Source organism: Kosakonia sp. CCTCC M2018092, from assembly GCF_003864115.1.
GTDB classification, from domain to species: Bacteria; Pseudomonadota; Gammaproteobacteria; order Enterobacterales; family Enterobacteriaceae; genus Kosakonia; species Kosakonia cowanii.
In genome coordinates this window covers 4451094-4464546 of sequence record NZ_CP034225.1, presented here as the reverse complement: position 1 = coordinate 4464546, position 13453 = coordinate 4451094, and the positions used below count along the sequence as shown (strand labels likewise).

At 56.3% G+C, this 13453-nt stretch carries 9 protein-coding genes; 6 read left to right on the top strand and 3 right to left on the bottom strand.

The features are described 5' to 3' along the window. Positions 1 to 142 precede the first annotated feature (142 nt). Positions 143 to 1453 (top strand): isocitrate lyase, encoded by a 1311-nt coding sequence (gene aceA / locus EH164_RS20975; RefSeq protein WP_023478373.1) that lies wholly within the window; start codon positions 143 to 145, stop codon positions 1451 to 1453. A gap of 86 nt (positions 1454 to 1539) precedes the next feature. Next, positions 1540 to 3288 carry a bifunctional isocitrate dehydrogenase kinase/phosphatase gene (gene aceK, locus EH164_RS20970; RefSeq protein WP_124970727.1) on the top strand — a complete coding sequence of 583 codons (1749 nt, stop codon included), beginning with the start codon at positions 1540 to 1542 and terminating at the stop codon, positions 3286 to 3288. On the opposite strand, the gene EH164_RS20965 is transcribed toward aceK, so the two are convergent. The 3 genes from EH164_RS20965 to EH164_RS20955 form a co-directional block, all read right to left on the bottom strand. Next, positions 3285 to 4301: a hypothetical protein gene (locus EH164_RS20965; protein WP_241174989.1), complete on the bottom strand. Its 1017-nt coding sequence runs from the start codon at positions 4299 to 4301 to the stop codon at positions 3285 to 3287. The genes aceK and EH164_RS20965 overlap by 4 nt on opposite strands. Before the next feature lie 118 nt (positions 4302 to 4419). Next, a complete protein-coding gene (gene iclR, locus EH164_RS20960; protein ID WP_023478496.1) occupies positions 4420 to 5247 on the bottom strand; it encodes a glyoxylate bypass operon transcriptional repressor IclR in 828 nt (275 codons plus the stop codon). Positions 5248 to 5367: 120 nt separating this feature from the next. Next, complete coding sequence (locus EH164_RS20955) at positions 5368 to 6030, bottom strand: hypothetical protein (RefSeq protein ID WP_124970724.1); 663 nt, start codon at positions 6028 to 6030, stop codon at positions 5368 to 5370. 241 nt (positions 6031 to 6271) lie between these two features. Here EH164_RS20955 and metH point away from each other — a divergent pair, with 241 nt between their 5' ends. From metH to EH164_RS20935, 4 genes are all read left to right on the top strand, one after another. Then, positions 6272 to 9958, top strand: a complete 3687-nt coding sequence (gene metH / locus EH164_RS20950; RefSeq protein WP_124970721.1) for a methionine synthase — start codon at positions 6272 to 6274, stop codon at positions 9956 to 9958. Between the two features lie 257 nt (positions 9959 to 10215). Continuing rightward, the gene (locus EH164_RS20945) at positions 10216 to 10992 is read left to right on the top strand and encodes a hypothetical protein (RefSeq protein ID WP_124970718.1); all 777 of its coding nucleotides are present in this window, start codon (positions 10216 to 10218) and stop codon (positions 10990 to 10992) included. Further along, complete coding sequence (locus tag EH164_RS20940) at positions 10967 to 11443, top strand: hypothetical protein (protein WP_241174988.1); 477 nt, start codon at positions 10967 to 10969, stop codon at positions 11441 to 11443. Before EH164_RS20945 ends, EH164_RS20940 begins: the two co-directional genes overlap by 26 nt. Positions 11444 to 11614: 171 nt before the next feature. Next, positions 11615 to 13246, top strand: coding sequence for a Na/Pi cotransporter family protein (locus tag EH164_RS20935; protein ID WP_124970715.1), 1632 nt, complete (start codon positions 11615 to 11617; stop codon positions 13244 to 13246). The last annotated feature ends 207 nt before the right edge of the window (positions 13247 to 13453 follow it).

The following is a 13453-nucleotide window of genomic DNA, read 5'->3' as shown; positions in this document are numbered from 1 at the left end:
TAATTTGTTCGCCACGTTGGCCAGGGCAGTGCTCACCGTCCCCGCTATGACAAACAGGCTGCGGTGGGGGGGCTGGCCCTGAGCAAACGGCCTTCATCAATAACGCCTGGTACGCCAGGAGAAGAATAGGGAGCATCTGCATATGAAAACCCGTACCCAACAAATTGAAGCACTGCAACAGGAATGGACACAATCACGCTGGGAAGGCATTCGCCGCCCGTACAGCGCGGAAGAGGTGGTGAAGTTACGCGGCTCGGTCAACCCGGAGTGCACGCTGGCGCAGCTTGGCGCGGCCAAAATCTGGCGTCTGCTAAACGGTGAGTCGAAAAAGGGTTATGTGAACAGCCTTGGTGCATTAACCGGCGGGCAAGCGTTGCAGCAGGCGAAAGCGGGCATCGAGGCGGTCTATCTTTCCGGCTGGCAGGTGGCGGCGGACGCCAACCTTGCTGCCAGCATGTACCCGGATCAGTCCCTCTATCCGGCCAACTCGGTGCCGGCGGTGGTTGAGCGTATCAATAACACCTTCCGCCGCGCGGATCAGATCCAGTGGTCGAGCGGTATTGAGCCTGGCGACCCGCGTTATGTTGACTATTTCCTGCCGATCGTTGCCGATGCGGAAGCGGGTTTTGGCGGCGTGCTTAACGCCTTTGAACTGATGAAATCGATGATCGAAGCCGGTGCAGCGGCGGTTCATTTCGAAGATCAGCTCGCCTCGGTGAAAAAGTGCGGCCATATGGGTGGTAAAGTGCTGGTTCCGACCCAGGAAGCGGTGCAAAAACTGGTTGCCGCGCGACTGGCCGCCGACGTGCTTGGCGTGCCGACATTAGTGGTCGCGCGTACCGACGCGGATGCCGCCGACTTGATCACCTCCGACTGCGATCCTTATGACAGCGCCTTTATTACTGGGGAGCGCACCAGCGAAGGGTTCTACCGCACGCATGCTGGCATCGAGCAGGCGATCAGCCGTGGCCTCGCTTATGCCCCTTACGCCGATCTGGTGTGGTGTGAAACCTCGACGCCAGACCTGGCGCTGGCGCGCCGCTTTGCCGACGCCATTCACGCGAAATTTCCCGGCAAGCTGCTGGCCTACAACTGCTCGCCCTCCTTTAACTGGAAGAAGAACCTCGACGACGACACCATCGCGCGCTTCCAGCAGGAGCTGTCGGATATGGGCTACAAATTCCAGTTCATCACCCTCGCGGGCATTCACAGCATGTGGTTCAACATGTTCGACCTTGCGCACGCCTATGCGCAGGGGGAAGGGATGAAGCACTACGTTGAGAAGGTGCAGCAGCCGGAGTTTGCCGCCGGGAAAGAGGGCTACACCTTCGTTTCGCACCAGCAGGAGGTGGGCACCGGTTACTTCGACAAAGTGACCACCATTATTCAGGGCGGAACCTCGTCGGTCACGGCGTTAACCGGATCGACAGAAGAGGCGCAGTTCGGCGTCTAATCACGCACAACTGCATTGTGGCTGCCGGATGGCGCGGGCGCGTCTCCGGCTTACACACTTACCCGGTTTTCACCCTGGAGGTGCCCATGTCGCGTGGCCTGGCGTTGTTAATTGCACAAACCATTTTGCAGGGTTTTGACGCGCAGTATGGGCGCTTTCTGGAAGTGACCGCCGGGGCGCAGCAGCGCTTTGAGCAGGCGGACTGGCACGCCGTGCAGCAGGCGATGAAACAGCGTATCCACCTCTACGATCACCACGTCGGTCTGGTGGTGGAGCAATTGCGCTGTATCACCGACAGCCAGCATCCGGACGCGGAATTTTTGCAAGAGGTGAAAGCGCACTACACGCAGCTGCTGCCCGACTATCCCCGCTTTGAAATTGCCGAAAGCTTCTTTAACTCAGTCTATTGCCGCTTGTTCGATCATCGCTCGCTGTCGCCCGAGCGGCTTTTCATCTTCAGTTCACAGCCCGAACGCCGTTTTCGCACCATTCCGCGCCCGCTGGCGAAAGCCTTCTGGCCGGAGCGCGGCTGGGAAGCGCTGCTGACAAAAGTGTTATCGGATCTGCCGCTGCGGCTGCCGTGGCAGGATAAAGCGCGCGACGTGCGTTATATCAGCGCTCACCTGCTTGAAGCGTTCGGCATGGATGCGCTCAACCACGCGCATTTACAGGTGGCGAACGAGCTTTTCTATCGCAATAAGGCCGCCTGGCTGGTGGGCAAACTCATCACTTCGGCGGGGACGCTGCCGTTTCTGCTGCCGATCCATCGCAGCGAGGAGGGGGAACTGTTTATCGACACTTGCCTCACCACGCACGCCGAAGCGAGTATCGTGTTTGGTTTCGCCCGCTCCTACTTTATGGTCTATGCGCCGCTCCCGGCGGCCACCGTTGAGTGGCTGCGCGAGATCCTGCCGGGCAAAACCACCGCCGAGCTCTATATGGCGATTGGTTGCCAGAAGCATGCGAAAACAGAGAGTTACCGCGAATATCTCCACTATGTCACTAACAGCGATGAGCAGTTTACTGAAGCGCCGGGCATTCGCGGCATGGTGATGCTGGTGTTTACCCTGCCGGGGTTCGATCGCGTCTTCAAAGTAATTAAAGATGTGTTCCCGCCGCAAAAAGAGATGAGCGCCGCCCACGTTCGCGCCTGCTACCAGCTGGTAAAGGAGCACGATCGCGTCGGGCGCATGGCCGACACTCAGGAGTTTGAAAATTTTGTGCTGGAGAAGCGGCAGATTGCGCCGCCGCTGATGGCGCTGCTGCTGGAGCAGGCGCCGGGTAAAATCACCGATCTCAGCGATCGGATTGCCATCAGCCATCTCTACATCGAACGGCGTATGGTGCCGCTCAATCTCTGGTTCGAGCAGGTGAAAGGCCAGCAGCTGCGCGATGCGGTGGAAGAGTATGGCAATGCCATCCGTCAGCTTGCCGCCGCCAATATTTTCCCCGGCGATATGCTGTTTAAAAACTTCGGCGTGACGCGCCACGGCCGGGTGGTGTTTTATGACTACGACGAAATCTGCTACATGACGGAAGTGAATTTCCGCGATATCCCCGCCCCGCGTTACCCGGAAGATGAACTGAGCGCCGAGCCGTGGTACAGCGTCGCGCCGGGCGATGTTTTTCCTGAAGAGTTTCGCCACTGGCTCTGCGCCGACCCGGAGATCGGCCCGCTGTTTGAAGAGATGCATGCCGATCTCTTTCGCGCTGACTACTGGCGTGGTTTGCAGGAGCGTATTCGCCAGGGGCACGTCGAGGATGTCTACGCCTACCGCAAACGCCAGCGCTTCTGCATTCGCTTCGCCCAAAGCGCGCTGCGGCAGGCCGGTTAATGCAGATGGGTGTTGTACTGCAACACCGAGTAGCTCAGGGATCCAAACAGTAGCAGCGTCAGCAGCATCACCAGAAAGGCGGCGGTGTTAGCTATGGCGCTGCGAAACAGCACGGTTTCCCTTGGCGTAAGCAGGATCGCCACCAGCGGCACAATAAAAGCCAGGTGACCGACCACGTCCGTGATGCCAAAGGGAATAAAGGCCAGCACCGCAATCAGCGCGAAGAGAGTGATACAGGCGTAGCTTGCCAGCTTGCCGCTGTAGATATGCCAAATCAGGCACAGCTCCACAAACCCGCAGCCGCGCACAAAGAAAGCCCAGTCCAGCCCCATCGCCAGCCACGGGTGCGCGCCCAGTAACTGGAAATAGAGATTCGGCTGCATAAATTTCTCCACGGCGCCCCATAAAAAGGAGTAGCAGAGCATCAGCCGCACAAAGGCCATCACCCGCTCGTCGTTTTCTACCGCTAGAAAGGTCTGGCTAATGAGATAGATACCGAGGGCGACAAACAGCAGGTAATCGAGCATATGGAACGCGCCGTAAAGCTGCACCGCATAGCTATAAAGAAACAGCATCAGCAGCCCGGCGATAAAGCTGGTTTTACGCGTCAAGGCGGTGAGGGCAATGGCGAGATGAATAAAAGTCAGCCACGGGTTGGCCACGATCAGCTCTGGGGTAAGGATCACCTGTGGATAGAAGAGGCCGAGGATGAGAAAAAAGAGGCCGGTTCCCACGCGCATAATTGCAGGAACCCAGTGATGGGCGCGCTGAAGTTGCGGGCGAAAGCGCGGGATCTCATGTAATGAAGGGAGGCGGCGGTCGGCCAGCGAGGTGGCGAAAATCACCAGCGTGGCGAAAACCAGCAGCGCCCAAAAGCTAAGTGAACCGGCAATCGCCGTCAGCGAGGCCGGGGCGATTTTGACGTCATAATCCACAAACCATTTCACATGCGCCCACACCGGAACAGGCAGCGCCAGCAGAATGGCGGCAAGCATACGACTATTACACTTCATCAAACAGAACCTCAGAAAGGGCATTGCCGCCAAAGTGCCACTGCCTGAGGGGGAACAACAATCAGAGATCCCTTCTATCGCCTGCGAGAAAGCTCGCGCTTATAAAGAGAACTCTTTTTTAGGTGCGGATGCCGCCGTAAGCCAGCGTCACCTCTTTTGCCGCGCGGATCACCATTGCGCCCAGCTCCGTGACGCGATCGTCAGTAATGCGCGAAATTGGCCCGGAGATTGAGATGGCAGCGAACGGCTCGCCGTGCTCGTCAAAGATGCAGGCGGCGACGCAGCGCAGGCCGAGCGCATGCTCTTCATCATCAAAGGAGTAGCCGCGTTTACGCGTCTGGGCGAGATCCTCTTTCAGATGCAGCGGCGACACCAGCGTAGCGTGGGTGTAAGCGTGCAGCCCCTGGCGGTGCAGCAGATTACCAACCTGCTCATCATCCAGCCGGGAAAGAAACGCTTTTCCCGCCCCGGAGGCATGCATTGGCAGCTTGCCGCCAATCGGCGCGGACATACGCATTAACTGCGTACACTGCACCTGATCGATAATGATCGCCTGATGATCGCTCTTATCCAGCACCGCCAGGTTCACCGTCTCGCCGGACTCCTCCATCAGCTTGCGCAGTATCGGGTGCACAATCGCCATCAGGTTGCGGCTTTGCAGAAAGCTACTGCCGACGATAAAGGCGTGCGCGCCAATCGCCCAGTGCCCCAGCTCGCCCACCTGGCGGACAAAGCCCAGCTGCTGCATGGTGGTCAATAAACGGTGGGTGGTGGAGTTGGGTAAACCGGCCTGCTGCGCCAGTTCGGTCAGCGCGACGCTACTGTGTGATTCGGCGATCCACTCGAGCAATTTCAGGCCGCGCGTTAAGGATTGCACCTGCCCGCCAGCGGGCGCGGCGGGAGCGGCGGCTTTTCTGCCACGTTTTGCGGGGACGGAAGCGACCATAGGAGCTCCTTTTCTGTATCGTGGAAATGGTTTTCGTTTTGCCAGAGTATAACGTAACTCCTTGGTGGACTGATCGGATGAGTTCGCCCAGACATATCGAAAAACGGCTCCACAGCTTGTTTATTGCCGCAAGTGTTTTGCCAGCTGACAATGTTGAGCGCAAAACGCAATGGTCTCTCTTACCTGGCTGAGAGGGTGCTCAGGGAATACCTCATCGTATTGCCGCTCGTCGCTCGGCAGACAGCGTAGCTTGCTTTCACGCAACCTGGCGAAAAGAGCGTCGGCGGATTCGATAAACTCGGGTTCCTCCTCGGCTGGCGCTTCATAGCCCTGGTGAAGAAGCAAGTTCGTGACGAACGCTTCGCGTATACCGGTATCGCCTTTTTCGATCGCTTCAGCATTAATCTGGAAAATACCCTGGCTTAAGGGGAGCCAGATAATCGCGACATAATACATACCAAGCGAACCAGGTGTAGGGTCCCGATATTTAAATATGCCTTGCAACGCTGCCATTCCCTGAATATCGAGCGCTATCAGCTCCACCAATGCTCCATCGATTTTGGCCGTTTCCTGCTGCCAGTAGCGGGTAGCCGCGGCAATATCATCTAAGGCGAAGGGCCACTGCGTCGGTGGGAGCAGTTGCAGGCGCACTGCGTTTCGTTCTGGTGTAAACCACATCATAGTGGTTTCAAATGTCTCATACAGTTGCCACTTATCAACATTAAGTTTCAAGTCGCTGAGACGAGGTTTTTTATTGCCAAACAATGAGCGTAAAAACGACATAATCTGTTCCGTGACGAGGTGCGTTTATAAAGAGGCAAAAGATTTAGCATACATCGGCAGCATCGCCCAAAACTTGAACAAGGAATCCCCCGGAAAGGTTAGTGACTGGCGCGGCAACCGAGCTTACAGGCGTTAAGTGAACTTCTCTCATATTCCCCCCGCGTCGCTTTTCCACTCTGTGACTTTATGCCAGTATGTCCTGCTGGCCTTTTGGCCTGATCTGGCGCCGTCGGGAGTGAGTGTGAGCAGCAACGTTGAGCAACTGAAACAGCAGTTAAGTGAACGTATTCTGGTTCTGGATGGGGGCATGGGCACCATGATCCAGAGCTATCGTTTAAGTGAACAGGATTTCCGCGGCGAACGCTTCGCCGACTGGCCCTGCGATCTGAAAGGTAACAATGACCTGCTGGTTCTCAGCAAACCGCAGGTGATTGCCGATATCCACGATGCCTACTTTGCGGCAGGCGCGGATATTATTGAAACCAACACCTTTAACTCCACCACCATCGCCATGGCGGATTACCAGATGGAATCCCTGTCGGCGGAGATCAACTTTGCTGCCGCGAAGCTGGCGCGTGCCAGCGCTGATAAGTGGACCGCGCAGACGCCGGATAAACCGCGCTATGTAGCCGGCGTGCTCGGCCCAACCAACCGCACCGCCTCCATTTCGCCGGACGTTAACGACCCGGCGTTTCGTAATATCTCCTTCGATCAGCTGGTTACTGCCTATCGCGAATCAACCCGCGCGCTGGTGGAGGGGGGAGCCGATCTGATCATGATCGAAACGGTGTTCGATACCCTCAACGCCAAAGCGGCGATCTTCGCGGTAAAAGAGGAGTTCGACGCGCTGGGCATCGATCTGCCGATCATGATCTCCGGCACCATCACCGACGCTTCCGGTCGCACGCTCTCCGGGCAGACCACCGAAGCCTTCTATAACTCTTTGCGCCATGCCGATGCGCTCACCTTCGGTCTCAACTGTGCGCTGGGGCCGGACGAGCTGCGCCAGTATGTGCAGGAGCTGTCGCGCATTGCCGAGTGCTACGTCACCGCGCACCCGAACGCCGGTCTGCCGAATGCGTTTGGTGAATACGATCTCGATGCCGACACCATGGCAGCGCAAATCGGCGAATGGGCGCAGGCCGGTTTCCTCAACATCGTCGGCGGTTGCTGTGGCACCACGCCAGAACATATTGCGGCGATGAGCCGCGCGGTTGCTGGTGTGCCGCCGCGCAAACTTCCGGAGTTGCCCGTCGCCTGCCGTCTCGCCGGTCTTGAGCCGCTCAATATTGGCGATGAGAGCCTGTTTGTGAACGTCGGCGAACGCACAAACGTCACCGGCTCAGCCAAATTCAAACGCCTGATTAAAGAAGAGAAGTACAACGAAGCGCTCGATGTTGCTCGCCAGCAGGTGGAGAGCGGCGCGCAGATCATCGATATCAATATGGATGAAGGGATGCTCGACGCCGAAGCGGCGATGGTGCGTTTCCTCAACCTGATTGCCGGTGAGCCGGATATTGCCCGCGTGCCCATCATGATTGACTCCTCCAAATGGGAGGTGATTGAGAAAGGGCTGAAGTGCATCCAGGGCAAGGGCATTGTTAACTCCATCTCAATGAAAGAGGGCGTTGAGGCCTTTATCCATCACGCGAAGCTGGTGCGCCGCTATGGCGCTGCGGTGGTGGTGATGGCCTTTGATGAAGTGGGTCAGGCGGATACCCGCGCGCGCAAGATTGAGATTTGCCGTCGCGCTTATCAGATTTTGACCCAGGAAGTGGGCTTCCCGCCGGAAGATATCATTTTCGACCCCAACATTTTCGCCGTGGCGACGGGGATCGAAGAGCACAACAACTATGCGCAGGACTTTATCGGTGCCTGCGAAGATATCAAACGCGAACTGCCCCACGCCCTCATCTCCGGCGGCGTGTCGAACGTCTCCTTCTCGTTTCGCGGTAACGACCCGGTGCGTGAAGCGATCCACGCTGTCTTCCTCTATTACGCCATTCGTAACGGTATGGATATGGGCATCGTCAACGCCGGTCAGCTGGCGATTTATGACGATCTGCCCGCCGAGCTGCGCGATGGGGTAGAAGATGTGATCCTTAATCGCCGCGACGATGCCACCGAGCGCATGCTGGATCTGGCGGAGAAGTATCGCGGCAGTAAAGGTGCCGATGAGGGCGCTGCTGCCCAGCAGGCGGAGTGGCGCAGCTGGGAGGTGAAAAAGCGCCTCGAATATTCGCTGGTTAAAGGCATCACCGAGTTTATTGAGCAGGACACCGAAGAGGCCCGCCAGCTGGCTGCGCGCCCGATCGAAGTGATTGAAGGGCCGCTGATGGATGGCATGAACGTGGTCGGCGATCTGTTTGGCGAAGGCAAAATGTTTCTGCCGCAGGTGGTGAAATCTGCCCGCGTGATGAAGCAGGCAGTGGCCTATCTGGAGCCCTACATCGAGGCCAGCAAAGAGAAGGGCAGCAGCAACGGTAAGATGGTGATCGCCACGGTAAAAGGCGATGTGCACGATATCGGCAAGAACATCGTTGGCGTGGTGCTGCAGTGCAACAACTACGAAATTATCGATCTCGGCGTGATGGTGCCAGCGGATAAAATCCTCAAAACCGCCCGCGAAGTGAATGCCGATCTGATTGGTCTTTCCGGCCTAATCACCCCTTCGCTTGATGAGATGGTCAACGTGGCGAAAGAGATGGAGCGTCAGGGCTTCACCATTCCGCTGCTGATTGGCGGCGCGACCACCTCGAAAGCCCATACGGCGGTCAAAATCGAGCAGAACTACAGCGGGCCGACGGTCTATGTGCAGAACGCCTCGCGCACCGTCGGCGTAGTCTCTGCGCTGCTCTCTGCCACGCAGCACGATGATTTTGTCGCCCGCACACGCAAAGAGTATGAAACGGTGCGCATTCAGCACGCGCGTAAAAAACCGCGCACGCCGCCCGTGACGCTACAGGCCGCGCGTGAAAACGATCTCGCCTTTGACTGGGCGAGCTACACGCCGCCGGTCGCTCACCGCTTAGGTGTGCAGGAGGTCACGGCCAATATTGAGACGCTGCGTAACTACATCGACTGGACGCCTTTCTTTATGACCTGGTCGCTGGCGGGTAAATATCCGCGCATCCTCGAAGATGAAGTGGTGGGTGAAGAGGCAAAACGGCTCTTCGCCGATGCCAACGAGATGCTTGATATGCTCGGCGCAGAGAAGCGGCTCAACCCGCGCGGCGTGGTGGGCATTTTCCCGGCGAACCGCGTCGGTGATGACATCGAGATCTACCGGGATGAAACCCGCACTGAGCTGCTGGCGCTGGGCTGCCATCTGCGCCAGCAGACGGAAAAAATCGGCTTTGCTAACTACTGCCTTGCCGATTTTGTCGCGCCGAAACAGAGCGGTAAAGCGGACTACATCGGTGCTTTCGCCGTGACCGGCGGACTGGAAGAGGACGCGCTGGCAGATGCGTATGACGCCGCGCACGACGACTACAACAAGATCATGGTCAAGGCGATAGCCGACAGGCTGGCGGAAGCCTTCGCCGAGTATCTCCATGAGCGGGTACGCAAAGTCTACTGGGGCTATGCGCCATATGAAAATCTCAGCAACGAGGCGCTGATCCGCGAGAATTACCAGGGGATCCGCCCGGCACCGGGTTATCCGGCCTGCCCGGAGCACACGGAAAAAGGGACCATCTGGCAACTGCTGGATGTGGAGAAACATACCGGCATGAAGCTGACGGAGTCCTTCGCCATGTGGCCTGGCGCCTCGGTTTCCGGCTGGTACTTCAGCCATCCGGAGAGTAAATATTTCGCCGTGGCGCAAATTCAGCGTGACCAGGTGGAAGATTACGCGCGCCGTAAAGGGATGAGCGTGCCGGAAGTGGAGCGCTGGCTGGCGTCCCATTTAGGTTACGATGCGGATTAAATTATACGGGGCAGGTTAATTGCCCCGTTTTTTTCATTTCATTTTCACGAAACTATCGTGAAGCAGACATAATACAAATTTGAACTAAGAACATTCTTAAAGTATGATATTTTCTTAGGCCCTCATTCCGCTTCATGCGTATGATGGAGGCAGATTAAAAAGTAAAGTTGCTCTCTTTTTTGCGCTGCTTTTGGCTGACATCAATTAAACGTGAGTATTATAAAATGGATATTTATGATATCAGGAAAAGAAATTTATTGCCGAAGGATTATGAGAATATCCTTGCGCCAGATATTGCAAAAAACATCATTAAAAAAGAGTACTTTATTGAAAGTAGCCCTAATAATCTTTTAGGCAGTATTGATGGCTACACCATTAAACCTCATCACGGTTTTAAATATGGTTTACCGCACGATCCGCTGGGCCATCAAAAAGAGAACTATATCGATAGCCTGATTGATAAAGGCATTGTAGTGGTGGTCAGGCCGAACGTCAGTGCACGCAACCGCTTCTACTATCCGTTCTTTATTTCCGAAAACGCTGAGCTGTTCTGCGTGCAGAGCCTGTCGTTCAACTCCGTCTTTGTGCGTACGATTATTAACGGCTTTAAAGATAGCGTGGCGGTACACGGGCGTCCGGCCCCGACCCGCAGCGATTTCGCGCCGGTGACGGATGAGTTTGGCCCCGGCTACTGGAAAACCAGCGAAACGGACTTCCACGGCGTGAAGAATGCGGCGGTGATGCTGCTTAACCGTGCGACCAGTATGGGCGACGAAGGCCGCGTCTTCGGCTCTGATGGCAAAGATTATATGAACACCTCGCGCGATAAAATTCAGCTGTGGACGCCGCTGCCGGCAGACCTGGCATCCGATACGCGCGAGTTCCTCTATAATCGTTCGGTGATTCGCCGCTACGGCGAAAAACGGACGATCTACCAGAAATATCTTGAGGGTGATGATGCCTGGGCGGTGTCAGGTAAATCATGGCACTGGATTCCAGGCGTAAGGGATGAAGATTATGAATTTAAGAAATAAAATATTTATCTTTTGGGGCGTGATGGACGTGCTGGCGCTGCTCGGATATCTCTTTTTTTCGATGCAGAGCGGTAACGTACCTTTTTATTCTGACATCAGCGCATTTTATTCCAACTATGGCCGCTTAGGCGTCAGCGGTGTGACGGGCGGATTAATGCAGTTGATGTTCTTTATTAATATTGTATTAATTGTTTCATTAATATTTTCCGCGTGGTCGTTTCTGGCGAAGAAAAATATCAATATGATTTTCTTTGTCGTGCAGGAAATTGCCCGCGTGTTCTCATTAAAATGCTCTGTTGCGCTGATCCCGATGATGATGCATCTGAGTGGATTTAGCTCAGCATGGGGCGCGGTTGTGCTGTTTATGTTGTCGGAAGCGTTAAAAATTGGCTCGGTGGTCTGGGCAAAACGCAACGGCACCCCACGCGCGGATGCCGCTTTAACGCGTTAACCGCCAACGCCTCGCTTCTGTCACATAACTGTCATCTATTCTTACAACTCACAGGGCGCGGATTGCGCGCCCTGTGCCCGTCTCAGGTTTAACGCCTTATACTTACTTCATAAAGTTGCCGTATCCAGGTGGATAACAGGCAGCGCATAACGATAAGGAGAAGCTGATTCCGTGTTAACTTTGCTACATCTTCTTTCTGCTGTCGCCCTGCTGGTGTGGGGCACACACATTGTACGAACCGGCGTCATGCGCGTGTTTGGCGCGCGTTTACGCACGGTGCTTAGCCGCAGCGTAGAGAAAAAACCGCTCGCCTTCTGCGCCGGTATTGGCGTGACCGCGCTGGTGCAGAGCAGCAACGCCACCACCATGCTGGTGGCCTCCTTTGTCGCCCAGGATCTGGTGGCGCTGACCCCCGCGCTGGTGATCGTACTCGGCGCGGATGTGGGTACCGCGCTGATGGCGCGGGTGCTGACCTTCGATCTCTCCTGGCTTTCGCCGCTGCTCATCTTTGTCGGCGTGATCTTCTTTCTTGGGCGTAAACAGACCCGCGAAGGGCAGCTTGGCCGCGTCAGCATCGGCCTTGGGCTGATCCTGCTGGCGCTGGAGTTGATTGTGCAGGCGGTGACGCCGATTACCCAGGCGAATGGGGTGCAGGTGATTTTCGCCTCGCTGACCGGGGATATCATGCTCGACGCGCTGATTGGCGCGGTGTTTGCCATTATCAGTTACTCCAGCCTCGCCGCGGTGTTGCTGACCGCGACGTTAACCGCAGCCGGTATCATCTCTTTCCCGGTGGCGCTGTGCCTGGTGATTGGTGCCAACCTCGGCTCCGGTTTGCTGGCGATGCTGAATAACAGCGGGGCTAATGCCGCCGCCCGCCGCGTTGCGCTCGGCAGCCTGCTCTTCAAGCTGGTGGGCAGCCTGCTTATCCTGCCTTTCGTTCACCTGCTTGCTGACGGGATGCAGAAACTGCCGCTGCCGGAATCGGAGCTGGTGATCTATTTCCATGTCTTCTACAACGTCATCCGCTGTCTGGCGATGGTGCCGTTTGCCAGCCCGATGGCGCGCTTCTGTAAACGTATTATTCACGAAGAGCCGGAGCTGGATGCACGCCTCAAGCCGAAACACCTCGACAGCTCCGCGCTTGATACACCAACGCTGGCGCTGGCCAATGCCGCACGCGAAACCCTGCGTATGGGCGATGCGATGGAGCAGATGCTGGAAGGGCTGCACAAAGTGATGCATGGCGAACCGCGTCAGGAGAAGGAGCTGCGCAAGCAGGCCGACGATGTGAATGTGCTCTACACCGCCATCAAACTCTACCTGGCGCGCATGCCGAAAGATGAGCTGGCGGAGGAGGAGTCTAAACGCTGGGGCGAGGTGATTGAGATGTCCCTCAATCTTGAGCAGGCCTCCGACATTATTGAGCGCATGGGCAGTGAGATCGCTGATAAATCCCTCGCCGCGCGGCGCGCGTTCTCCTTTGAAGGGCTGAAAGAGCTGGATGCTCTGCATGAGCAACTGCTTAACAACCTGAAGCTGGCGATGTCGGTCTTTTTCTCCCGCGATGTCACCAGCGCGCGCCGGTTACGCCGCAGCAAGCACCGCTTCCGTATTCTGAACCGCCGTTACTCTCATGCGCACGTCGATCGTCTGCATCAGCAAAACGTGCAGAGTATTGAAACCAGCTCGCTGCACCTCGGCCTGCTCGGCGATATGAAGCGCCTCAACTCGCTCTTCTGCTCGGTGGCCTATAGCGTGCTGGAGCAGCCCGACGAAGACGAATCCCGCGAAGAGTATTAATCCACGCCGTGCCTGCGGGCACGGTAGCTTAGCGTTTGACTGTCGGTCTGATGTCTTCAGCAATAAAATAATCTTCCACTGGTACGGAAAAAAGTCCCCCATTCTTCTTCTGGAAAGCGTCTCGCAGACTACTTTGCTCGCTTTCACATAGTGCATATATTTTAACGAGTTAGCGCACATTTCTTTGCCGCTGGGGCAAAAATCCAT

Bases quoted from the DNA above. Each gene is read 5' to 3' on its own strand.
- aceA (WP_023478373.1), top strand. From the start codon at position 143: ATGAAAACCCGTACCCAACAAATTGAAGCACTGCAACAGGAATGGACA.
- aceK (WP_124970727.1), top strand. From the start codon at position 1,540: ATGTCGCGTGGCCTGGCGTTGTTAATTGCACAAACCATTTTGCAGGGT.
- EH164_RS20965 (WP_241174989.1), bottom strand. From the start codon at position 4,301: ATGAAGTGTAATAGTCGTATGCTTGCCGCCATTCTGCTGGCGCTGCCT.
- iclR (WP_023478496.1), bottom strand. From the start codon at position 5,247: ATGGTCGCTTCCGTCCCCGCAAAACGTGGCAGAAAAGCCGCCGCTCCC.
- EH164_RS20955 (WP_124970724.1), bottom strand. From the start codon at position 6,030: ATGTCGTTTTTACGCTCATTGTTTGGCAATAAAAAACCTCGTCTCAGC.
- EH164_RS20940 (WP_241174988.1), top strand. From the start codon at position 10,967: ATGAAGATTATGAATTTAAGAAATAAAATATTTATCTTTTGGGGCGTG.